The sequence below is a fragment of the Paracoccus sp. N5 genome (assembly GCF_000371965.1).
Lineage (GTDB): Bacteria > Pseudomonadota > Alphaproteobacteria > Rhodobacterales > Rhodobacteraceae > Paracoccus.
In genome coordinates this window covers 959379-979921 of record NZ_AQUO01000002.1, presented here as the reverse complement: position 1 = coordinate 979921, position 20543 = coordinate 959379, and the positions used below count along the sequence as shown (strand labels likewise).

Genomic DNA, 20543 nt, shown 5'->3' with positions numbered 1-20543 from the left:
GATGGCGCAGATCACGCTGAAGAACCTGGCGCACAGCTACAATCCGCATCCGAAGTCGGAAGCGGATTACGCGCTGAAGGAGATGGACCATGTCTGGCAGGACGGCGGCGCCTATGCGCTGCTGGGCTCGTCGGGCTGCGGCAAGACCACGCTTCTGAACATCATCTCGGGGCTTCTGACCCCCAGTCACGGCCGGGTGCTGTTCGGCGACCGCGACGTGACCGATGCGCCGACGGCGGCGCGCAACATCGCCCAGGTGTTCCAGTTCCCGGTCGTCTATGACACCATGACCGTGCGCGAGAACCTGGCCTTTCCGCTGAAGAACCGTGGCAAGGACGCCGCCTATATCAAGGCGCGGGTGGACCAGATCGCCCGGATGATCGGCATGGAGGCGATGCTGTCGCGCAAGGCCCAGGGCCTGACCGCCGACGCCAAGCAGAAGATCAGCCTTGGCCGCGGCATGGTGCGCGAGGACGTGAACGCGATCCTCTTCGACGAGCCGCTGACCGTCATCGACCCGCATATGAAATGGGAACTGCGCACCCAGCTCAAGGAACTGCACCGCCAGTTCGGCCATACCATGATCTATGTCACCCATGACCAGACCGAGGCGCTGACCTTCGCGCAGAAGGTCGTGGTCATGTATGACGGCCGCGTGGTGCAGATCGGCACGCCCGAAGAGCTGTTCGAGCGTCCGGCCCATAGCTTCGTCGGCTATTTCATCGGCTCGCCGGGGATGAACTTCCTGGACGCCGAGGTGCAGGGCGATCAGGCCCGGTTGCCGGGTGGCGAGATCGTGGCGCTCGGCGCCCGCTATCCGGCGCTGTCGGGCCGGGTGCAGATCGGCATCCGCCCCGAACATGCCGTGCTTGCGGCGGACGGCCTGCCGCTGGCCGTGCGCCGGATCGAGGACGTCGGCCGCCACCGCCTCTTGCGCGGCGAGGTCGCGGGCCGGGCGCTGAACCTGGTGCTGCCCGAGGGCGGCGCCCTGCCGGCCGAGCCGCGCGTCGCCTTCCTGCCGCAGAAGATCAACGTCTATGCCGATGACTGGCGCGTGGCGCCGCAGGAGGGCCGCTGATGGAAAAGACCCAGAACAACAAGGCCTGGTTCCTGGTGCTGCCGGTCCTGGTGATCGTCGCCTTCTCGGCGGTGATCCCGCTGATGACGGTGGTGAACTACGCCTTCAACGATACCTTCGGCAACAACGAATTCTTCTGGGCCGGCCTCGAATGGTTCGACGAGATGGTCCATTCCTCGCGCCTGCACGAAGCCCTGGGGCGGCAGGCGCTGTTCTCGGCCATCATCCTGGCCATCGAGGTGCCGCTCGGGATCTTCGTGGCGCTGAACATGCCCAAGAAGGGCTTCTGGTCCAGCCTGGTGCTGGTGCTGATGGCGCTGCCGCTGCTGATCCCCTTCAACGTCGTGGGCACGATCTGGCAGATCTTCGGCCGCGTCGACATCGGCCTTCTGGGCCATACGCTTGAGGCCCTGGGGCTGGACTACAACTATACCAACGACCCGATCGACGCTTGGGTGACGGTGATCGTCATGGACGTCTGGCACTGGACCAGCCTTGTCGCGCTCTTGTGCTATGCCGGGCTGCAATCCATCCCGCAGGCCTATTACCAGGCGGCGCGCATCGACCAGGCCAGCCGCTGGGCGGTGTTCCGCCATATCGAGCTGCCGAAGATGAAGGGCGTGCTGCTGATCGCCGTGCTGCTGCGCTTCATGGACAGCTTCATGATCTATACCGAGCCTTTCGTCGTCACCGGCGGCGGTCCCGGCAACTCGACCACCTTCCTGTCCATCGACCTGGTGAAGATGGCGGTCGGGCAGTTTGACCTGGGCCCGGCTGCGGCCTTCAGCCTGATGTATTTCCTGGTGATCCTGCTGGTCTCCTGGGTGTTCTACACCGTCATGACCAGCATGGACCGCAACCCGTCCGACATTCCGGAGGGCCTGTGATGCGCCTCAAACCCTCGGCCATCGTCATGGTGCTTTACCTGCTGTTCCTGCTGATCCCGATCTATTGGCTGGTCAACATGAGCCTGAAGACCAATGCCGAGATCACCGGCACCTTCAGCCTTTATCCGCACAACCTGACACTGCGGAACTACCGCGTGATCCTGACGGACCCCAGCTGGTACATGGGCTATGTCAACTCGATCATCTACGTGGTGATGAACACGGTGATCTCCATCGCCGTGGCGCTGCCCGCTGCCTATGCCTTCAGCCGCTACAGCTTCATGGGCGACAAGCACCTGTTCTTCTGGCTTCTGACCAACCGCATGTCGCCGCCGGCGGTCTTCGCGCTGCCCTTCTTCCAGCTTTATTCCTCGATCGGGCTCTTCGACACGCATATCGCGGTGGCGCTGGCGCATTGCCTCTTCAACGTGCCGCTGGCGGTCTGGATCCTGGAAGGCTTCATGCGCGGCGTGCCGAAGGAGATCGACGAGACCGCCTATATCGACGGCTACAGCTTCCCGCGCTTCTTCGTGCGGATCTTCATGCCGCTGATCGCCAGCGGAATCGGGGTCGCGGCCTTCTTCTGCTTCATGTTCTCCTGGGTCGAGCTGCTCTTGTCACGCACGCTGACCAGCGTGAACGCCAAGCCCATCGCCGCGACCATGACCCGCACGGTTTCGGCCTCGGGCATGGACTGGGGCGTGCTGGCGGCGGCGGGGGTGCTGACCATCATCCCCGGCGCGCTCGTGATCTGGTTCGTGCGCAACTACATTGCCAAGGGCTTCGCCCTGGGGAGGGTGTGATGACCGACCTGGCCGTTCGTCGCGTCAACTGGACCGCGATCTGCATCGCTGCCGTCGCCGTGCTGGGCGCCGCGCTGGCTTTCCTGATCTGGGCCACCCCCAGCCTTGAGGGCGAAAAGCAGTGGTTCGACCCGATGATCCCCGGCGGCTGGATGGCCTGGACCTTTCCGGTGGCGCTGTTCTTCTGGGTGATCGCCAGCCTGCTGACGCTCTTCACCATTCTTGCGCTGCGGTTTCCCGAAACCCCGCGCACCGGCATCCTGCGCATCGAGACGACGCGCGGGGACCGGCTGTTCATCAGCCTGCTCGGCTCGGCCTTCATCTGCCTGGGCTGGCTGTTCTTCGCGGGCCCGCCGCTGTGGTGGGCGCTCGCGCTGTGCCTTGTCTTTGCCGCAGCGGTGTTCCGCTGGGTCTAACCAAGAAGTCTCACTAGGGAGGAAACCATGAGACCGACAAGAGCGACCACCGCCATAGCCCTGGCGCTGATGGTCATGGGAGGCGCGCCGGCCTGGGCCGACATGGAGGCCGCCAAGACATTCCTGGACGCCGAGATCGGGGATCTGTCCACGCTCTCGCGCGCCGACCAGGAAAAGGAGATGCAGTGGTTCATCGACGCCGCGAAGCCGCTGGCGGGGATGGAGATCAAGGTGGTCTCGGAAACCATCACCACGCATGAATACGAAGCCAAGGTGCTGGCCCCGGCCTTCAGTGCCATCACCGGCATCAAGGTCACCCACGACCTGATCGGCGAGGGCGACGTGGTCGAAAAGCTGCAGACCCAGATGCAGACCGGCGAGAACATCTATGACGGCTACGTCAACGACAGCGACCTGATCGGCACGCATTGGCGCTATCAGCAGGCCCGCGACCTGACCAAGTGGATGGCGGAAGAGGGCAAGGACTTCACCAGCCCGACCCTGGACCTGGATGACTTCATCGGGCTGAAATTCACCACCGCCCCGGACGGCGACCTCTACCAGCTGCCCGACCAGCAGTTCGCGAACCTCTACTGGTTCCGCTACGACTGGTTCAACGACCAGAAGACCAAGGACGATTTCAAGGCCAAATACGGCTATGACCTGGGCGTCCCGGTGAACTGGTCGGCCTATGAGGACATCGCCGAATTCTTCACCGGCCGCGATATGTCCTATATCGAGGGCGGCCCGGCGAAGGCCTGGGGCAACATGGACTATGGCAAGAAGGATCCGTCCCTGGGCTGGCGCTACACCGACGCTTGGATGTCCATGGCCGGCATGGGCGACAAGGGCGAGCCGAACGGGTTGCCGGTGGACGAATGGGGCATCCGCGTCGACGAGAACTCGCGCCCGGTCGGCTCCTGCGTGGCGCGCGGCGGCGCGACCAACGATGCGGCGGCGGTCTATGCCGTGACCAAGGCCATCGACTGGCTGAAAAAATACACCCCGCCGGAAGCCATGGGCATGACCTTCGGCGAGGCCGGCCCGGTCCCGGCGCGCGGCGACATCGCCCAGCAGATGTTCTGGTATACCGCCTTCACCGCCGACATGGTCAAGCCCGGCACCCCGGTGATGAACGAGGACGGCACGCCGAAATGGCGCATGGCCCCCAGCCCGCATGGCGCCTATTGGTCCGAGGGCACCAAGATCGGCTATCAGGACGTGGGCTCCTGGACGCTCTTGAAATCCACGCCGGTGGATCGCGCGCAGGCCGCCTGGCTCTATGCGCAATTCGTCACCTCGAAAACGGTCGATGTGAAGAAGTCCGACGTCGGCCTGACCTTCATCCGCCAGTCCACCATCGACAGCCAGCATTTCAGCGACCGCGCGCCCAAGCTGGGCGGGTTGATCGAGTTCTATCGCTCGCCCGCGCGCACGCAATGGTCGCCGACCGGGACCAACATCCCCGACTATCCGAAGCTGGCGCAGCTCTGGTGGCAGAACATCGGCGACGCGCTGTCGGGCGCCAAGACCCCGCAAGAGGCGCTGGACGCGCTTTGCGCCGAGCAGGAAAAGGTGCTGGCCCGCCTGGAGCGCTCGAAGGTGCAGGGCGACCTGGGTCCCAAGCTGAACGAGGAAAAGGACCCGCAGGAATGGCTCGACGCCGAGGGCTCGCCCGTCGGTCCGCTGGAAAACGAAAAGCCGCAGGGCGAGACGATTTCCTATGACGAGCTGATCAAGTCCTGGCAGTAATGCCCATCCGGGGGGCGGTGCGCCGCCCCCCGTTCCCCAAGACGCCGGACCCGCCATGACCCATATCCTTGCCATTGACCAGGGCACCACCTCGTCCCGCGCCATCATCTTCGATGCGGATCTGAACCCCGTCGCCTCGGCGCAGAAGGAGTTTCCCCAGCATTTCCCGGCCTCGGGCTGGGTCGAGCATGACGCCTCGGACCTCTGGGTCAGCGTGGCGGGCGTGGCGCGAGCGGCGGTGGAAAAGGCCGGGCTGCACGCCGGCGACATCGCCGCCATCGGCATCACCAACCAGCGCGAGACCACGCTCATCTGGGACCGCAAGACCGGCCAGCCGCTGCACCGCGCCATCGTCTGGCAGGACCGCCGCACCGCCGATCTGTGCGAAGCGCTGAAGGCCCAGGGCCATGAGCCGATGATCGCGGCGCGCACCGGGTTGCTCCTGGACCCATATTTCTCGGGCACCAAGCTGAAATGGCTGCTCGACAATGTGGACGGCGCGCGGGCGCGGGCGCAGGCGGGCGAACTGGCCTTCGGCACCGTCGACAGCTGGCTGATCTGGAACCTGACCGGCGGCCGGGTCCATGCCACCGATGCGACCAATGCCGCCCGCACGCTGCTTTACAATATCGCCGAGAACCGCTGGGACGCGGACATCTGTGCGCTTCTGGACATTCCCATGGCGCTGCTGCCCGAGGTCAGGGACTGCGCCGACGATTTCGGCATGACCCGCGCCGATCTTTTCGGCCGCGAGATCCCGATCCTGGGCGTCGCCGGCGACCAGCAGGCCGCGACCGTGGGCCAGGCCTGCTTCCAGCCCGGGATGATGAAATCGACCTATGGCACCGGCTGCTTCGCGCTTCTGAACACCGGGACCGAGCGGGTGCCGTCCTCGAACCGGCTGCTGACCACCATCGCCTATCGCCTGGAGGGCCGGACCACCTATGCGCTGGAGGGCTCGATCTTCATCGCCGGGGCGGTGGTGCAATGGCTGCGCGACGGGCTGAAGATCATCCGCCACGCCGCCGAGACCCAGCCGCTGGCCGAAGCCGCCGATCCCTCGCAGGAACTGCTGCTGGTCCCGGCCTTCACCGGCCTTGGCGCGCCTTATTGGCGGCCGGATTGCCGGGGGGCGATCTTTGGCCTGACGCGCAATTCGGGCCCGGCGGAATTCGCCCGGGCGGCGCTGGAAAGCGTCGGCTTCCAGACCCGCGACCTGCTCGAGGCGATGCGCGCCGACTGGCCCGGCGCCGGCGACAGCGTGCTGCGCGTCGACGGCGGCATGGTGGCCAGTGACTGGACCATGCAATTCCTGGCCGATATCCTGGGCGCCCCCGTGGACCGTCCGCGCGTGACCGAGACCACGGCGCTTGGCGCGGGCTATCTCGCCGGTTTGCGCGCCGGCCTCTGCCCGCCGCCCGGGGAGTTCGCCCGCAACTGGGCGCTCGACCGCCGCTTCGAGCCCGGGATGCCGCCCGAGCACCGCGAGGTCCGCTACAAGGGCTGGAAAAAGGCGGTCACGGCGACCATGGCCGCCGTCTAGGCCCCTGAATCTCAAGTTCGACACATAGGTTTTACTGTGTTCCCAGGCAGAAGCGTTTGACCGACCCGAGGATTTCGTCGGCGGATTTGACCCGTCGGTAGGGCTTGGGGTTGTCGTTGTGTGCGTCGATGAAATGCGACAATATCTGAGTTCTGATTCAAGATCGAAAGCGGAGGTGATCTTGAGCAGGCGAACCGTTACGGACGAACCATGGGACCGGATCGGACCCCTTCTGCCTCGAGGTCGCACCGGTGCCGACAACCATCTGTTCATCGACGCGGTGCTGTGGCTGACGCGGGCGCCTCGCCTTGGCGCAACTGCCACTGGAGTTGGCACCGGAGCTCAAGCGTCGAGCAAGCGATCCGAGGAGTCGAGCGCCGATCCCGACTTCGAACACGTGCTGATCGATGCGACCTCGCAAAAGGGGGCTTGAGGCTCACGCCATCGGCCGCTCCCGCGGCTGGCCGACGACCAGGATCCATGCGGCGGTGGACGCGCTCGGGCCTGCCGGCCGCTTCACGATCACGCCGGGCCATCGGGCCGACAGGCCGCAGGCCGAGGGGTTGATCCGCGATGACGGGCGTCGGCCATGTCATTGCCGATGCCGGATAGACACGGATGCGCCGCGCCGCTTCATCGTCCACGACCTGCGGGCCAAAGCCCGGACCAAGCGCAACCGCAACCGCGCCGAGAGCAGGCTACTGGACCGAGCGCTCTATGGAGAACATCACATCGCGGAATTTTATCAAACAATATCAAAACTTCCGCCGCACAACCCTGCGATGCGAGAAGACCGTCGCCTCATGCAAGGCGCTTGTCGACCTCGCCTGCGCAATGGCTTGGATCGCTTGAATGAAGACGCCTTTTAGGCCTCGGCCAGCGCGGCGCGGATGGCGCGTGCGAGCCGCAGGAAAGCCTCGTCCAGCATCTCGGGCGGGTTCAGGGTGAAGTTCAACCGCAGCCCGCCGCGGTCGCGCCCCTCGGGGTCGAAGACGCTGGAGGGCGAGATGCAGACGCCGTGCTGCAACGCATGGCGCAACAGCCGGTCGGTATCGAGCCTGGCATCGCGCGCCCGCGCCCAGACGAACATGCCGCCGACCGGCCGCTGCCAGTCCAGCTGCTCGGCCAGATGCGCCTGCATCGCCGCGCAAAGCGCGTCGCGGCGCTGGCGATAGGTTTCCAGGATACGCGGCCGGATCCGTTCGGCCAGGCCGGTTTCCAGCGCCCGCAGCGCCAGCACCTGGGACAAGCCGCTGCTGCACATATCTGCGCCCTGCTTGGCCAGCGCCAGCGCCGCGATCATCTCGGGCGCGGCGATGACCCAGCCGATGCGCAGCCCCGGTGTCAGCTCCTTCGACAGCGACCCCATATGGACCACCGGCCCGGCATAGGCACCCGGCGCCTGTGCCCCCGACAGGTCCAGCAGACGGGGCAGGGGCGCCGCGTCGTAATGCAGCACGGCATAGGGATCGTCCTCGATCAGCCAGGTGCCGGTTTCATGCGCCGCCGCGACCAGCGCCCGGCGTTCCTCCAGCGGCACCAGCCGGCCGCTGGGGTTCGAGAAATTCGGCACGGTATAGGCGAATTGCGCCCCCGCCAGCGCGGTGCGCGGATCGAAGCCCGGCCGCTCCAGCAGCATCGGCCGATAGGCCGGATCATGCGGACGCCAGGCGTCCAGCGCACCCAGATAGGCCGGGCTTTGCGCCGCGATCACCGCACCCGGACGCATCAGCACCCGGCCGACCAGGTCCAGCCCCTGCATCCCGCCCGAGGTGATCAGCACGTTCTCGCGCGTCAGGCGCAGGCTTTCGGTCGAAGCCCGGGCCGCGATCCGGTCGCGCAGCGCCGGCAGGCCGGGGATCGGACCATAGCCCAGGCAATCCTGCGGCTGGCTGCGGATCGCCTCGGCCGCCAGCGTGGCCAGTTCCTCGGCCGGGAACAGGGCGGGATCGGGCAGCCCGCCGCCCAGGTTGATCAGCCCCGGGATCTGCCCGGCGGCCAGAAAGACCGAGGTCACGTCATTGCCCCGCCCCAGCCATTCGGCAAAATCGGGACGGGTGGCGGTTTCGGGCGCGGCGGCGGCGGCGACTGGGGCGGGCATGGCAACCTCATGGACGGCGGGCGCAGGATACAGGCGCCATCGCGGCATGTCCCTGCAAAGACATGCTGCAATCGCGCAAGCTGCGCGCTATTACGCCAAGAACGGCCTTTACAGCGACCGGATTCGCCAATGATCGAACTCGACGCCATCGACCACCGCATCCTGACCCATCTGCGGGCCGAGGGGCGGATCTCGATTCTCGACCTGTCCGAGCGGGTCGGCCTGTCGCCCACGCCCTGCGGCCGCCGGGTCCGGCGGCTGGAAGAGGCCGGCGTCATCACCGGCTATGCCGCGCAGATCGACCCCCGGGCGCTGGGGCTGAACGTCAGCGTGCTGATCGCGGTGCGCCTGGCGCGCAGCGGCGCCGAGGGCAGCGCGGAGTTCCTCGCCGCCCTGCGCGACCGGCCCGAGGTCATGGCCTGCTTTCTCGTCACCGGCAACAACATCGACTACATGCTGCGGGTGCAGGTCCAGGACATCGACGCGCTTGGCCATTTCATCCGCGACGTGCTGCAACGCATCCCGGCGGTGGGCGAGACCTCGACCATGGTGGTGCTGCAGCAGGGCTTCGACTGATCCCGGGCTTGCTTGTATCCGGCGGCCATGTGGTCCAGAACCGCCGAAACGCCAGCCACGGGAACCGCCATGAACGCGCTGAAACGCATCGGCATCGACACCTACATGCTGCTTCTGCTGGCCACCGTGGCGCTGGGGCTGCTGCTGCCGGCCCGCGGCATGGCGGCCGAGGCGCTGCGGCTCGCGACCTGGTGGGCGGTGGTGCTGCTGTTCTTCCTCTACGGCGCCAAGCTGGACCCGGCCTCGATCCGGGCCGGGATGCTGAACTGGCGGCTGCAGGGGCTGACCTTCGCCGCGACCTACGGGCTGTTCCCGATCCTGGGCCTGGCCTTGGCGGCGGTGTTCGGCGGCATGCTGGGCCCGGAACTGACGCTGGGCCTGCTGTTCCTGGCCGTGCTGCCCTCGACGATCCAGAGCTCGATCGCCTTCACCTCGATCGCGCGCGGCAATGTCCCGGCGGCGATCTGCGCCGCTTCGATGTCGAACCTGGTCGGAGTGGTGCTGACGCCGCTGCTGGTCACGCGCATCCTGCACCAGGAGGGCGCGGCCGTCAGCCTCGAGGCGGTGGAAAAGATCGCGCTGCAGATCCTGCTGCCCTTCGTGGTCGGACAGGTGCTGCGGCCCTGGATCGGCAGCTTCGTCCAGCGCCACAGGCTGCTGACCATGATCGTGGACCGCGGCTCGATCCTGCTCATCGTCTATTCCGCCTTCGGCGCCGGCACGGTGGCGGGGATCTGGTCGACCATCCCGGCCTCGGGACTGGTGCTGTGCTTCCTGGTGGTGGCCCTGTTCCTGGCGCTGGCCATGACGATCATGGTTTTCGCCGGCCGCGCCTGCGGCCTGCCGCCGGCCGACCAGGCGGTGCTGTTCTTCTGCGGCTCGACGAAAAGCCTCGCCTCGGGCCTGCCCATCGCCTATGCGATCTTCCCGGCAGCGACGGTCGGGGCGACCGTGCTGCCGGTGATGATCTATCACATGACGCAATTGCTGGTCTGCTCGGCTGTGGCGCAGCGCCACGCCCGGGCCGCAGCCTAGAAGTTCCAGTCCTCGTCCTCGGTCGCGACCGCCTTGCCGATGACATAGGACGAGCCCGAGCCGCTGAAGAAGTCATGGTTCTCGCTGTCGGGCGACAGCGCGGCCAGGATCGCCGGGTTCACCTCGCAGGCGGCGGGCGGGAACAGCGCCTCATAGCCCAGGTTCTGCAAGGCCTTGTTGGCGTTGTAATGCAGGAAGGCCTTCACGTCCTCGGTCAGGCCGATGCCGTCGTAAAGCTCGGCCGTATAGCGCGACTCGATCTCGTAAAGATCGAAGATCAGCGAAAAGGCGAAGTCCTTCAGCTCCTGCTGCTTTTCGGCGCTCAGCTTCTCCAGCCCGCGCTGGTACTTGTAGCCGATGTAATAGCCATGCACCGCCTCGTCGCGGATGATCAGGCGGATCAGGTCGGCGGTATTGGTCAGCTTGGCGCGGCTCGACCAGTACATCGGCAGGTAGAAGCCGGAATAGAACAGGAAGCTCTCCAGAAAGACCGAGGCGATCTTGCGCTTCAAGGGATCGGCCCCGGCCGCATATTTCTCGACGATGGTGCGCGCCTTGGTCTGCAGATGCGGGTTCTCCTCGGCCCAGCGAAAGGCCTCGTCCACCTCCTTGGTCAGGCACAGCGTCGAGAAGATCGAGCTGTAGGAGCGCGCATGCACCGCCTCCATGAAGCTGATGTTCGACAGCACCGCCTCTTCATGCGGCGTCAGCGCATCGGGCATCATCGAGGGCGCGCCGATGGTGTTCTGCACCGTGTCGAGCAGCGTCAGCCCGGTAAAGACCCGGATGGTCAGCTCACGCTCGGCCGGGCGCAGCGTGGCCCAGCTCTGTACGTCGTTCGACAGCGGCACCTTCTCGGGCAGCCAGAAATTGACGGTCAGCCGGTTCCAGACCTCCAGGTCCTTCTCGTCCTCCAGCCGGTTCCAGTTGATCGCCCGCAAGGGGGTCCGGAGCGCGTGATCCTTCATCCGAAGAACCTTTCTTTCTTGTGCAAATATCCTCGGGGGTGTGGGGGCAGACAGCCCCCACCGCTACGGCCGATCACAGCGTGCAGGACACGCAGCCCTGCACCTCGGTGCCCTCCAGCGCGGTCTGGCGCAGGCGGATGTAATAGATCGTCTTGATGCCCTTCTTCCAGGCATAGATCTGCGCGCGGTTGATGTCGCGCGTCGTGGCCTCGGCCGGGAAGAACAGCGTCAGCGACAGGCCCTGGTCGACATGCTCGGTCGCGGCGGCATAGGTGTCGATGATCGCCTCGGGCCCGATCTCATAGGCGTCGCGGTAGAACTCGATGTTCTCGTTCGACATGAAGGCGGCGGGGTAATAGACCCGGCCGATCTTGCCTTCCTTGCGGATCTCGATCTTGGCGACGATCGGGTGGATCGAACTGGTCGAGTTGTTGATATAGCTGATCGAGCCGGTCGGCGGCACCGCCTGCAGGTTGCGGTTGTAAAGCCCGTGCTGCATCACCGATTGCTTCAGCGCCGCCCAGTCCGCGCGCGTGGGCAGGGTGACGTTCTCGAACACCCGCTCGACGTCGGGCAGCGTCGGCAGCCAGTCGGCTTCGGTGTATTTGTCGAAGAACGAGCCGTCGGCATATTTCGACTTCTCGAAATCCTTGAAGGTGCTGCCATGCTCCTGCGCCAGCAGGTTCGAGGCGCGGATGGCGTGATAGGCCACGGCGGCGAAATAGACCGAGGTGAACTCGACCCCTTCGGGGCTGCCGTAATGGATACGCTCGCGGGCCAGGAAGCCGTGCAGGTTCATCTGGCCCAGGCCCACGGCATGGGCCTCGTCATTGCCGCGCCGGATCGAGGGCACGGCGTCGATGGCCGACATTTCCGATACCGCGGTCAGCGCCCGGATCGCCGCCTCGACGGTGGCGCCCAGGTCCGGGCCGTCCATGGTCGCAGCGATGTTCAGCGAGCCGAGATTGCACGAAATATCAGTGCCCAAATGGGAATAGCTGAGATCCTCGTTGAACTCGCTCGCCTCGTTCACCTGCAGGATCTCGCTGCAAAGGTTCGACATGGTGATGCGGCCATGCACGGGATTGGCGCGGTTCACCGTGTCCTCGAACATGATATAGGGATAGCCGCTTTCGAACTGGATCTCGGCCAGGGTCTGGAAGAATGCGCGGGCGTTGATCTTGCGCTTCTTGATGCGCTTGTCGTCCACCATCTCGGCATATTTCTCGGTCACCGAGATTTCCGAGAAGGGCACGCCATAGACCTTCTGGATGTCATGCGGCGAAAACAGATACATATCCTCGTTGCGCTTCGCCAGTTCGAAGGTCACGTCGGGAATGACCACGCCAAGGCTCAGCGTCTTGATGCGGATCTTCTCGTCGGCGTTCTCGCGCTTGGTGTCGAGGAAGCGCAGGATGTCGGGGTGATGCGCGTTCAGATAGACCGCGCCCGCGCCCTGTCGCGCGCCCAGCTGGTTGGCATAGGAAAAGCTGTCTTCCAGCAGCTTCATCACCGGGATCACGCCCGAGGACTGGTTCTCGATGCCCTTGATCGGCGCGCCGGCCTCGCGCAGGTTGGTCAGCATCAAGGCCACGCCGCCGCCGCGCTTCGACAGTTGCAGCGCCGAGTTGATCGAGCGGCCGATGGACTCCATGTTGTCTTCCAGCCGCAGCAGGAAGCACGAGATCAGCTCGCCCCGCGACTTCTTGCCGGCGTTCAGGAAGGTCGGCGTCGCCGGCTGGAAGCGGCCCGACAGGATCTCGTCCATGAAGCGCATGGCCAGGCCCTCGTCGCCGCGCGCCAGCGCCAGGGCGACCATGACCACGCGGTCCTCATAGCGTTCCAGGTAGCGCTGGCCGTCGCGGGTCTTCAGCGTGTAGCTGGTGTAATACTTGAACGCGCCCAGGAAGGTCGGGAAACGGAACTTCTTCTGATAGGCGGCATCCCAGATCGCGCGCTGGAAATTCTTGGAATACTGGTCCAGCACCTCGGGCTCGTAATAGCCCTCGTCGACCAGATAGCGCAGCTTCTCGTCGAGGTTGTGGAAAAACACCGTGTTCTGGTTGACGTGCTGCAGGAAATACTGCCGCGCGGCCTTGCGATCCGCATCGAAGCGGATCTTGCCCTCGCCGTCGTAAAGGTTCAGCATCGCGTTGAGCGCGTGATAATCGAGCTCGGCCTTTACGCCATCGTCAAGCATTCCGTCCCCCAGAATTTGTTGAGCCCCGCCAGCACGCGGGAAATGTCCAGATCAGTCCCCGCCAGTTCGAATCGATACAGCACGGGGACGTTGCACTTGTCAGAAATCACCCTGCCGGCCAAGGCGTAAGTCGCCCCGAAATTCCGGTTGCCGGTGGCGATGACGCCGCGCAGCCCGGCGCGGCGGTCGGGGTCGTTCAGGAAATGGATGATCTGCTTCGGGACAGCCCCGCGCCCCTCGCCATCGGCGAAGGTCGGGCAGATCAGCACATAGGGCCGAACCGGCGCCGGCATCGCATCCTTGGGCGAGATCGGGACGCGCGAGGCGGGCAGGCCCAGCCGCGCCACGAAACGCGCCGTATTCCCCGAGGCCGAGGAGAAATAGACCAGATCGCCCCCGCCGGCCATGGCCTTAGGACAGGCGGCCGATCATGTCCGGGCGGAAGCCGGCCCAATGCGCCTCGCCGGCGACGACGACCGGCGCCTGACGATAGCCCAGCGAGGTGACCAGTTCCATTGCCGCGTCATCCTCGGTCAGGTCGACCAGGTGATAGTCCAGGCCGCGTGCGTCGAGCGCGCGGGTGGTGGCGGTGCATTGCACGCAGGCGGGCTTGGAATAAACGGTGATGGACATGCCTCTGCTCCTTTTTTGCTGTGGGCAGCACAAGGCCGGGCCGATGGTCATGCCATCGCACCGATCAAGCCCCGCGCCCGCCGCACGGTGTCGTCATTTCGGTGCCATGGCAGGTCTTGCGACTCGCAGTCCCCGGGACCGGGCTTCCGACTGCGGGGGCCGTGCCGGAAATCGCCGGCTGCCCTCTGTGTCTCCCGGTCGAAACCGGGTTAACCATGACCGCCCCAATAAGCCATGTCGGAAGGCGCGCGTCAATCCAGATATGGTGTTCCCGGGCGATCTATCCCCCGCTATCTGGTGGTCGCAGGCATTTTGGACCTTAACGCGAACACCCGGTTACCAGCGCAAGAAACCGGGTTTCCCGATGCGGGTTCCGGCCCATGCTGGGCTCGCAACAAGCAAGGGAAAAGCAGAATGCTGCTCAAGGACAAGACCTTCATCATCACCGGCGCCTCCAGCGGCATCGGCGCCGCCGCGGCGCAGATCTTCGCGGCCGAGGGCGCGCGGCTGGTGATCTCGGCCCGGCGCGAGGATCGGCTTGCCGACCTCGCCGCCCGAATCGATCAGGGCACGGGCCGCGTCGCGGTGCTGGCCGGCGATGTCACGGCGCCCGGCCATGCCGAGGCGCTGGTCGCGCTGGCGCAGGACCGCTTCGGCGGGCTCGACGGCGCCTTCAACAATGCCGGGCAGATCGGTTCGGACGCGCTGGTGCACGAGATCCCGGACGCGGAATGGCAGCGGCTGATCGCCACCAACCTGACCGCCGCCTTCCTGGCCGCGCGGGCGCAGGTGCCGGCGCTGCTGGCGCGGGGCGGCGGCGCGCTGGTCTTTACCGGCAGTTTCATCGGCCATACCGCGGTGCTGCCGGGCATGGGCGGCTATGCCGCGGCCAAGGCCGGGCTGATCGGGCTGGTGCAGGCGCTGGCGGTGGATTACGGCCCGCAGAATATCCGGGCCAATGCCCTGCTGCCCGGCGGCACGCTGACCGAGATGGCGGGCGATGCCGCGACCAACCCCGAAACCGCCGGCTTCATCGCCGGCCTGCATGCCCTGAAGCGCATGGCCCGGCCCGAGGAGATCGCCCGCGCGGCGCTGTTCCTGCTGTCCGACCACGCGAGCTTCGTCACCGGCACGGCGATGCTGGCCGATGGCGGCAATTCGATCTGCAAGGCCTAGCCCTTCAGGCTGCGCCACAGGCTCAGGCAGGCATCGGTCAGGTCGCCCATCCGGGCCAGCAGGTGCTCGCGCTCCAGCGCCGGCGCCTCGGCGGCGCGGTCGAGCCGCGAAAGCAGCCGCATGATCCGGCGCCGATGCGTGCCCGCGGCCAGTTGCAGCGGGTCGGCGAGCAGCCCGGCGAAGGTCGTCACCACCGAGGCCAGGACCGCCAGCCCGAACCCGGTCGCGATCACTTCGAGCGTGGAAAGCTCGCGCGGGAAGATGCCATACCACAATCCGCCCGCCCAGCTTCCCAGCGCGAAGTCCTGGATCGCCTGGCTTTGCGCCCGCATGTCGGCCAGCGGCCCGGCCAGCGAGATGACGCCCGGCGTCGCGCGGTGAAACAGCAAAAGCCCCGCCAGCAGCACCAGGACCGAGGTGGTGATCTCGGACACGGCATTGCGCGTCTCGGCATAGTCGGCGGTGGCGCGGGCCACGGCCTCGGGCGGGGCCTTCGGGCCCAGCCCCTGGGCATCCAGCGCGGCGATGAAGCCGGTCAGGTCGTCCACGATATGATGCGACAGGTCCGAGGGCAAGAAGATCCGCCGCCGCGCCATCCAGTCGGCCGCCCGCACCGCGCCCAGGCGGCGCAGCAGCGGCACCGCCAGCCGCGTCAGCAGGAAGACCGGCGACAGCAGGACATTGACCGGCGCCCGCAGCAGGTCCAGCCCCAGCGCGTGGCGATGCAGCGCCAGGGTGCCGCGCAAGCCGAAGCGGGCGCGGACAAAGCGGCGCACCTCGGTCTCGCGCCGGGTCATCGGGCGGGTGTCGGCGGGCGGCATGGCGGCTCCGGTCGGCAGGGTCGCCTTCTACCTAGGGCCGCCGGCCCGGCCGATCAATGGCTCAGACCAGCCCGACCAGGGCAAATCCCAGGCCCGAGATGAAAAGCCAGGCCTGCGCCCCCAGCGCCAGCGGCCGGACGCCCTTGGCGCGCAGCTTGCGCAGGTCGGTCTCCAGCCCCATCGCGGCCAGCGCCACGGTCAGCAGGAACGAGGTCAGGGTGACGACCTGGGCCTTGGCGCCCTCGGGCAGCGGCAGGGCGCTGTTCAGCAGCACGACGGCGATGAAGCCCAGCACGAACCAGGGCGCGGGCGCGCTGCCATGGGCGCTGCCGCCGCGACGGCGGGCCAGCGCGCCCAGGATCAGGATCATCGGCGCCAGCAGGATCACCCGGCTCAGCTTGGCGACGGTGGCGGCCTGGCCGGCCTCGGCCCCGTGCTGGAAGCCGGCGCCGACGACCTGTGCCACCTCGTGGATGGTCGCGCCGGTCCAGATGCCGTAATGCGCCGCGTCCATGCCCAGCAGGCTGCCGAGCACCGGCATGGCGATCATCGACAGCGAGCCGAAGACCGTCACGCAGGCGATGGCATAGGCCACGTCCTCATCCGCGCCGCGGGTGACGGTATTCGTCGCGATCACCGCCGAGGCGCCGCAGATCGAGGTGCCGGCGGCGATCAGCTCGGCCAGCCGCCGCTCGACCCCCAGCGCCCGGCCGGCCCATTTCGTGAACAGGAAGGTCGCGGCCAGCGTGACCGAGATCACCGCCAGTCCCGGCAGCCCGACGGCGCGCAGCTGCGCCAGCGTCAGCTGGAAGCCCAGCAGGACGATGGCGAGGCGCAGGATCCGCCGCAGCGAAAAGGTGATCCCCGGCTGCGCCAGTGCCGGCGTGCCGATCAGGTTCCTGACCGCGATGCCCAGCACCATGGCCACCACCAGCGGGCTCAGCGCCGGGATGCCCGACAGGCGCTGCACCGCCATGGCCGCCACCGCAAGGATACAGGTCAGCCCCAGCCCCGGCAGGGTCGCCGCAAGCCCGGCGATGAAACCCGGGGTTCCGCCTTGTGCATGATCCATCTGGGACATGATTCCGCTCCTTTGCCGTTACGGTGGAACATGGTTCCTGCGCAATCATCATTCCATCGCATTATATTTGTCAGATCGTTCGATTTGACTTATGGGTTGGTCATGACGCTTGAACAGCTCCGCATCTTTCTGGCCGTGGCCGAGCGCCAGCATGTCACCCGTGCCGCCGAGGTTCTGGGCCTGACCCAATCCGCGGTCAGCGCCGCGATCTCGGCGCTCGAGGCGCGCCATGGCGTGCGGCTGTTCGACCGCGTCGGCCGGCGCATCGTGCTGACCGATGCCGGCACCGCCTTCATGGCCGAGGCCCGTGCGGTGCTCGACCGGGCCGAGACCGCCGAGATGGTGCTGGAGGATCTGGCGCGCGAACCGCGCGGCCGGCTGCGCCTGCATGCCAGCCAGACCGTCGCCAGCTATTGGCTGCCGCCCCGGCTGGTGGCGCTGCGCGACCTGCATCCGGGCATCGAGCTGCGGCTGACGGTCGGCAATACCACGCAGGTCGCCGATGCCGTGGCCGAGGGCGCGGCCGACATCGGCCTGGTCGAGGGCGAGGTCGCGCATGGCGGTTTGCATCTTCAGGTCGTGGCGCGCGACCGGCTGGTGCTGGTCATGGCGGCGGACCACCCCTGGGCCGGGCTGACCGAAGCGCCGCTGGCGCAGCTTGCCGCCTGCCCATGGGTATTGCGCGAGCCGGGCTCGGGCACGCGCTCGGCTTTCGAGCATTGGCTGGCGGGGCAGGGGCTTGCGGTCGCCGACCTGCCCGAGGCGCTGGACCTGCCCTCGAACGAGGCGGTGCTGAGCGCGGTGGCCGCCAGCCGCCGGCTGGCCGCGCTATCGCATCGCGCGGTCGAGACGGCGGCCGCCGCCGGGCGCATCCGCAGCCTGCCGCTGCCGGGGGCCGAGCGGCCGTTTTCGCTGCTGACCGATCCCCGGCGCCATCGCACCCGCGCCATGCAGGCGCTGATCGGCCTGCTGGTGGGCTGATGCGAAAAGACCTGCGCCTTCGGGAGGGAAGGCGCAGGCCGTCTTCTCGGCGATGCGGGCCGGGAGGTGTCGCGCGACCCGTCCCGCAGCGCGAGGGACTTCTAGCCGTGCTGCGGCACGGTATTCGAGACGGGCGTGTCCTCGTCCAGGATGTCCAGCGTCGGCATGTCCTCGCCGTCCAGCACCCGGCGGGCGCGGTCGCGGTCGATGTCCCCGACCCAAGAGGCGACGACCACGGTGGCCACGCAATTGCCCAGGTAGTTCCCCAGCGCCCGAGCGATGCCCATGAACCAGTCCACCGACAGCACCAGCACCAGGCCGATGGCGGGGATGGCCGGGATCGCGGCCAGCGTCGCGGCCAAGATCACGATGGCCGAGCCGGGAACCCCATGCGCGCCCTTCGAGGTGATCAGCGCCACGCCCAGGATCGCCAGCAGATCGCCCGTCGCCAGCGGCGTGTTCGTCGCCTGGGCGATGAAGACGGCGGCCAGCGTCAGGTAGATCGAAAAGGCGTCCAGGTTGAAGGAATAGCCGGTCGGAACCACCAGGCCCACGGTCGAGTCCTTGATGCCCAGATGCTCCAGCTTGCGCATGGTCTGCGGCAGCACCGAGTCGCTGGAGGCGGTGCCGGCGACGATGCCGATCTCCGTGCGCAGATAGCGCAGCAGCTTGAAGATGCTGAAGCCCGCGACCCGCATCACCAGTCCCAGCACCACGAAGACGAAGATGGCGATGGTGACGTAGAACAGCGCGACCAGCGAACCCAGCTGCGCCAGCGAGCCGACGCCGTATTTGCCGGTGGTGAAGGCGATGGCGCCGAAGACGCCCAGCGGCGCCAGCCGGACGATGAAGGACATGATCTTGAAGGTGGTGTCGCCGACCAGCTCGATCATGCCCAGCAGCGGCGCGGCCCGCGGCCCGACCAGCGACAGCGCGCAGCCGAACAGCACCGAGACCAGCAGCACCTGCAGCACGTCACCCTCGGCGAAGCCGCTGACCATGGTGGTCGGGATCAGCTTCATCAGGAAGGCGATGGTGCCGCCGTCGCTGACCTCATGCGCCCGGTCGACATAGGCCGACAGCGCCGAGGCATCCAGCGTGCTGACGTCGATGTTCATGCCGTGGCCCGGCCCGAACAGATAGGCGATGGCCAGGCCCAGGGCCAGGGCGACGGTGGTGATGACCTCGAAATAGATGATGGCGCGCACGCCGACCTTGCCGACCTTCTTCAGGTCGCCCGCGCCGGCGATGCCATGCACCACGACGCAGAAGACGATGACCGGGATCAGCATCTTGATGAGCTTGATGAAGCCGTCTCCCAGCGGCTTCATCTTGGCGGCGAATTCGGGCGCGAAGAAGCCGGCGGCAATCCCCAGCACCAGCGCCACGCAGACCTGTCCAAACAAGGACCGGGACCAATTCGGCATATGTCGTTCCTCCCTGCGACCGGCGGCGCTTCTTGGGCCGCCCGATACTGGAATTCTTGGTGAAATGTCACCTGTGTGTCTAATATTGATTTATGGGGAATCTATAGGGTGACGATATGAGAATACGCCAATTGCGCTGTTTCGTGGTCATGGCCGAAGAGCTGAACTATACCCGCGCAGCCAAGCGCCTGCATATGTCGCAGCCGCCGCTCAGCACGCAGATTCAGACACTTGAGCGCGAAGTCGGCGCCGAGCTGATCAACCGCACCAGCCGCCGCGTCGCCCTGACCCGGGCCGGAGAGGTGTTCCTGCAACGGGCGCGCACCATCCTGGACCAATACGAGCGCAGCCTGCAAGAGATCCGCGAAATTCAGCAGGGCCAGGACGGGATGCTGGAAATCGGGGCAACCGGATCGATCCTGCGCGGCGGGCTGGCCGAGCTTCTGGCCCGTTTTGCCAAGGCGCACCCGCGAATCACGCTGCGGGTGCACGAGCAGTCGCCAACCGTGCAGATCAGCGAGATCCTCAGCCGCCGCACCGATGTCAGCTTCAACCGCTCGGTGCCGCGCGACCCGGAGCTGGCGCATGAATACGGCTGGCGCGAGGAGATGGTGGCCCTGGTGCGCAGCGACCACCGGCTTGCCGGGCGCACCTGCGTCTCGATCCAGGACCTGCGCGAGGACCAGCATGTGGTGCTGCGCCCCGACAGCTCGGATTTCGCCGCCTATGTGATGGCCTGCATCGTCGCGGCGGGCTATCGGCCGCGGGTGTCGCAGCAGGTGGTCGATGCGCAGTCGATCCCCAGCCTGATCGTCGCGGGCTTCGGCGTCAGCATCGTGCCGGCCGGCATCGCCCGGCTGACCGCGGGTCCGCTGAGCTTTCTGCCGATCCGGCCCGATCCGCCGATCTCGGAGGTCTATATCGTCTATCACCACGACGACCCGGTGCCGGCGCTGCGCATCTTCCTGGACGAGATCCGCCGCAGCCTGGCCCGGGACCGCGGCCGTGACGCCGGGTCGGGCGGGCCGAATACGCTTTGACTTGCGGGCCCGAAAGCGTTAGGCG

The 20543-nt window shown here is 66.7% G+C and carries 19 protein-coding genes, 1 pseudogene and 1 riboswitch; of the genes and pseudogenes, 12 read left to right on the top strand and 8 right to left on the bottom strand.

Annotation, left to right across the window (positions count from 1 at the left end):
• Position 1: 1 nt before the first annotated feature.
• The 7 genes and pseudogenes from PARN5_RS0119045 to PARN5_RS25020 all read left to right on the top strand — a co-directional run bounded on the left by PARN5_RS0119045 (position 2) and on the right by PARN5_RS25020 (position 7331).
• Positions 2–1078, top strand: coding sequence for an ABC transporter ATP-binding protein (locus PARN5_RS0119045; protein WP_018001367.1), 1077 nt, complete (start codon positions 2–4; stop codon positions 1076–1078).
• Positions 1078–1965, top strand: a complete 888-nt coding sequence (locus tag PARN5_RS0119040) for a sugar ABC transporter permease (protein WP_018001366.1) — start codon at positions 1078–1080, stop codon at positions 1963–1965. The genes PARN5_RS0119045 and PARN5_RS0119040 overlap by 1 nt, the downstream gene beginning before the upstream one ends.
• Positions 1965–2768: a carbohydrate ABC transporter permease gene (locus PARN5_RS0119035; RefSeq protein WP_018001365.1), complete on the top strand. Its 804-nt coding sequence runs from the start codon at positions 1965–1967 to the stop codon at positions 2766–2768. Before PARN5_RS0119040 ends, PARN5_RS0119035 begins: the two co-directional genes overlap by 1 nt.
• Positions 2769–2902: 134 nt before the next feature.
• Positions 2903–3184 carry a DUF2160 domain-containing protein gene (locus PARN5_RS0119030; protein ID WP_026155572.1) on the top strand — a complete coding sequence of 94 codons (282 nt, stop codon included), beginning with the start codon at positions 2903–2905 and terminating at the stop codon, positions 3182–3184.
• 27 nt (positions 3185–3211) lie between these two features.
• Positions 3212–4936 (top strand): ABC transporter substrate-binding protein, encoded by a 1725-nt coding sequence (locus PARN5_RS0119025; protein ID WP_026155571.1) that lies wholly within the window; start codon positions 3212–3214, stop codon positions 4934–4936.
• Positions 4937–4991: 55 nt separating this feature from the next.
• Positions 4992–6479, top strand: a complete 1488-nt coding sequence (gene glpK / locus PARN5_RS0119020) for a glycerol kinase GlpK (protein WP_018001362.1) — start codon at positions 4992–4994, stop codon at positions 6477–6479.
• Between the two features lie 181 nt (positions 6480–6660).
• Positions 6661–7331, top strand: a pseudogene (locus tag PARN5_RS25020) (IS5/IS1182 family transposase).
• 13 nt (positions 7332–7344) lie between these two features.
• Here PARN5_RS25020 and PARN5_RS0119015 read toward each other — a convergent pair.
• Entirely contained in the window at positions 7345–8580 is a 1236-nt protein-coding gene (locus tag PARN5_RS0119015) for a PLP-dependent aminotransferase family protein (protein WP_051071045.1), read from the bottom strand.
• Between the two features lie 129 nt (positions 8581–8709).
• On the opposite strand from PARN5_RS0119015, the gene PARN5_RS0119010 reads away from it, so the two are divergent.
• Together PARN5_RS0119010 and PARN5_RS0119005 are read left to right on the top strand one after the other, a co-directional pair.
• Entirely contained in the window at positions 8710–9156 is a 447-nt protein-coding gene (locus tag PARN5_RS0119010) for an Lrp/AsnC family transcriptional regulator (protein WP_018001360.1), read from the top strand.
• 69 nt (positions 9157–9225) lie between these two features.
• Positions 9226–10191, top strand: a complete 966-nt coding sequence (locus PARN5_RS0119005; RefSeq protein ID WP_018001359.1) for a bile acid:sodium symporter family protein — start codon at positions 9226–9228, stop codon at positions 10189–10191.
• Here the strand turns inward: PARN5_RS0119005 and nrdF are convergent.
• The 4 genes from nrdF to nrdH all read right to left on the bottom strand — a co-directional run bounded on the left by nrdF (position 10188) and on the right by nrdH (position 13992).
• On the bottom strand, positions 10188–11159 hold the full coding sequence (gene nrdF, locus PARN5_RS0119000; protein WP_018001358.1) for a class 1b ribonucleoside-diphosphate reductase subunit beta: 972 nt from the start codon (positions 11157–11159) through the stop codon (positions 10188–10190). The two genes, PARN5_RS0119005 and nrdF, sit on opposite strands and share 4 nt — an antisense overlap.
• A gap of 73 nt (positions 11160–11232) precedes the next feature.
• Positions 11233–13359: a class 1b ribonucleoside-diphosphate reductase subunit alpha gene (gene nrdE, locus PARN5_RS0118995; protein WP_018001357.1), complete on the bottom strand. Its 2127-nt coding sequence runs from the start codon at positions 13357–13359 to the stop codon at positions 11233–11235.
• A complete protein-coding gene (nrdI, locus tag PARN5_RS0118990; protein WP_018001356.1) occupies positions 13341–13766 on the bottom strand; it encodes a class Ib ribonucleoside-diphosphate reductase assembly flavoprotein NrdI in 426 nt (141 codons plus the stop codon). Before nrdI ends, nrdE begins: the two co-directional genes overlap by 19 nt.
• Before the next feature lie 4 nt (positions 13767–13770).
• Entirely contained in the window at positions 13771–13992 is a 222-nt protein-coding gene (gene nrdH / locus PARN5_RS0118985) for a glutaredoxin-like protein NrdH (RefSeq protein WP_018001355.1), read from the bottom strand.
• Positions 13993–14082: 90 nt separating this feature from the next.
• Positions 14083–14225, bottom strand: a riboswitch (cobalamin riboswitch).
• 181 nt (positions 14226–14406) lie between these two features.
• Between nrdH and PARN5_RS0118980 the strand changes: the two genes are divergently transcribed.
• Complete coding sequence (locus tag PARN5_RS0118980) at positions 14407–15168, top strand: SDR family oxidoreductase (RefSeq protein ID WP_018001354.1); 762 nt, start codon at positions 14407–14409, stop codon at positions 15166–15168.
• On the opposite strand, the gene PARN5_RS0118975 is transcribed toward PARN5_RS0118980, so the two are convergent.
• Both PARN5_RS0118975 and PARN5_RS0118970 read right to left on the bottom strand, forming a co-directional pair.
• Positions 15165–15989 (bottom strand): DUF6635 family protein, encoded by an 825-nt coding sequence (locus tag PARN5_RS0118975; RefSeq protein ID WP_018001353.1) that lies wholly within the window; start codon positions 15987–15989, stop codon positions 15165–15167. The two genes, PARN5_RS0118980 and PARN5_RS0118975, sit on opposite strands and share 4 nt — an antisense overlap.
• 61 nt (positions 15990–16050) lie before the next feature.
• On the bottom strand, positions 16051–17070 hold the full coding sequence (locus PARN5_RS0118970) for a YeiH family protein (protein WP_157404084.1): 1020 nt from the start codon (positions 17068–17070) through the stop codon (positions 16051–16053).
• A gap of 102 nt (positions 17071–17172) precedes the next feature.
• Between PARN5_RS0118970 and PARN5_RS0118965 the strand changes: the two genes are divergently transcribed.
• Entirely contained in the window at positions 17173–18051 is an 879-nt protein-coding gene (locus PARN5_RS0118965) for a LysR substrate-binding domain-containing protein (RefSeq protein WP_026155570.1), read from the top strand.
• 101 nt (positions 18052–18152) lie between these two features.
• Here the strand turns inward: PARN5_RS0118965 and PARN5_RS0118960 are convergent, their stop codons facing one another.
• Positions 18153–19478 carry a C4-dicarboxylate transporter DctA gene (locus tag PARN5_RS0118960; RefSeq protein WP_018001350.1) on the bottom strand — a complete coding sequence of 442 codons (1326 nt, stop codon included), beginning with the start codon at positions 19476–19478 and terminating at the stop codon, positions 18153–18155.
• Positions 19479–19594: 116 nt separating this feature from the next.
• Between PARN5_RS0118960 and PARN5_RS0118955 the strand changes: the two genes are divergently transcribed.
• Positions 19595–20518 (top strand): LysR family transcriptional regulator, encoded by a 924-nt coding sequence (locus PARN5_RS0118955; RefSeq protein WP_026155569.1) that lies wholly within the window; start codon positions 19595–19597, stop codon positions 20516–20518.
• Positions 20519–20543: the final 25 nt, after the last annotated feature.

What these genes read in the sequence shown, in the direction of transcription:
- PARN5_RS0119045 (WP_018001367.1), top strand. Translation starts at nt 2, where the DNA reads ATGGCGCAGATCACGCTGAAGAACCTGGCGCACAGCTACAATCCGCAT.
- PARN5_RS0119040 (WP_018001366.1), top strand. Translation starts at nt 1,078, where the DNA reads ATGGAAAAGACCCAGAACAACAAGGCCTGGTTCCTGGTGCTGCCGGTC.
- PARN5_RS0119035 (WP_018001365.1), top strand. Translation starts at nt 1,965, where the DNA reads ATGCGCCTCAAACCCTCGGCCATCGTCATGGTGCTTTACCTGCTGTTC.
- PARN5_RS0119030 (WP_026155572.1), top strand. Translation starts at nt 2,903, where the DNA reads ATGATCCCCGGCGGCTGGATGGCCTGGACCTTTCCGGTGGCGCTGTTC.
- PARN5_RS0119025 (WP_026155571.1), top strand. Translation starts at nt 3,212, where the DNA reads ATGAGACCGACAAGAGCGACCACCGCCATAGCCCTGGCGCTGATGGTC.
- glpK (WP_018001362.1), top strand. Translation starts at nt 4,992, where the DNA reads ATGACCCATATCCTTGCCATTGACCAGGGCACCACCTCGTCCCGCGCC.
- PARN5_RS0119015 (WP_051071045.1), bottom strand. Translation starts at nt 8,580, where the DNA reads ATGCCCGCCCCAGTCGCCGCCGCCGCCGCGCCCGAAACCGCCACCCGT.
- PARN5_RS0119010 (WP_018001360.1), top strand. Translation starts at nt 8,710, where the DNA reads ATGATCGAACTCGACGCCATCGACCACCGCATCCTGACCCATCTGCGG.
- PARN5_RS0119005 (WP_018001359.1), top strand. Translation starts at nt 9,226, where the DNA reads ATGAACGCGCTGAAACGCATCGGCATCGACACCTACATGCTGCTTCTG.
- nrdF (WP_018001358.1), bottom strand. Translation starts at nt 11,159, where the DNA reads ATGAAGGATCACGCGCTCCGGACCCCCTTGCGGGCGATCAACTGGAAC.
- nrdE (WP_018001357.1), bottom strand. Translation starts at nt 13,359, where the DNA reads ATGCTTGACGATGGCGTAAAGGCCGAGCTCGATTATCACGCGCTCAAC.
- nrdI (WP_018001356.1), bottom strand. Translation starts at nt 13,766, where the DNA reads ATGGCCGGCGGGGGCGATCTGGTCTATTTCTCCTCGGCCTCGGGGAAT.
- nrdH (WP_018001355.1), bottom strand. Translation starts at nt 13,992, where the DNA reads ATGTCCATCACCGTTTATTCCAAGCCCGCCTGCGTGCAATGCACCGCC.
- PARN5_RS0118980 (WP_018001354.1), top strand. Translation starts at nt 14,407, where the DNA reads ATGCTGCTCAAGGACAAGACCTTCATCATCACCGGCGCCTCCAGCGGC.
- PARN5_RS0118975 (WP_018001353.1), bottom strand. Translation starts at nt 15,989, where the DNA reads ATGCCGCCCGCCGACACCCGCCCGATGACCCGGCGCGAGACCGAGGTG.
- PARN5_RS0118970 (WP_157404084.1), bottom strand. Translation starts at nt 17,070, where the DNA reads ATGTCCCAGATGGATCATGCACAAGGCGGAACCCCGGGTTTCATCGCC.
- PARN5_RS0118965 (WP_026155570.1), top strand. Translation starts at nt 17,173, where the DNA reads ATGACGCTTGAACAGCTCCGCATCTTTCTGGCCGTGGCCGAGCGCCAG.
- PARN5_RS0118960 (WP_018001350.1), bottom strand. Translation starts at nt 19,478, where the DNA reads ATGCCGAATTGGTCCCGGTCCTTGTTTGGACAGGTCTGCGTGGCGCTG.
- PARN5_RS0118955 (WP_026155569.1), top strand. Translation starts at nt 19,595, where the DNA reads ATGAGAATACGCCAATTGCGCTGTTTCGTGGTCATGGCCGAAGAGCTG.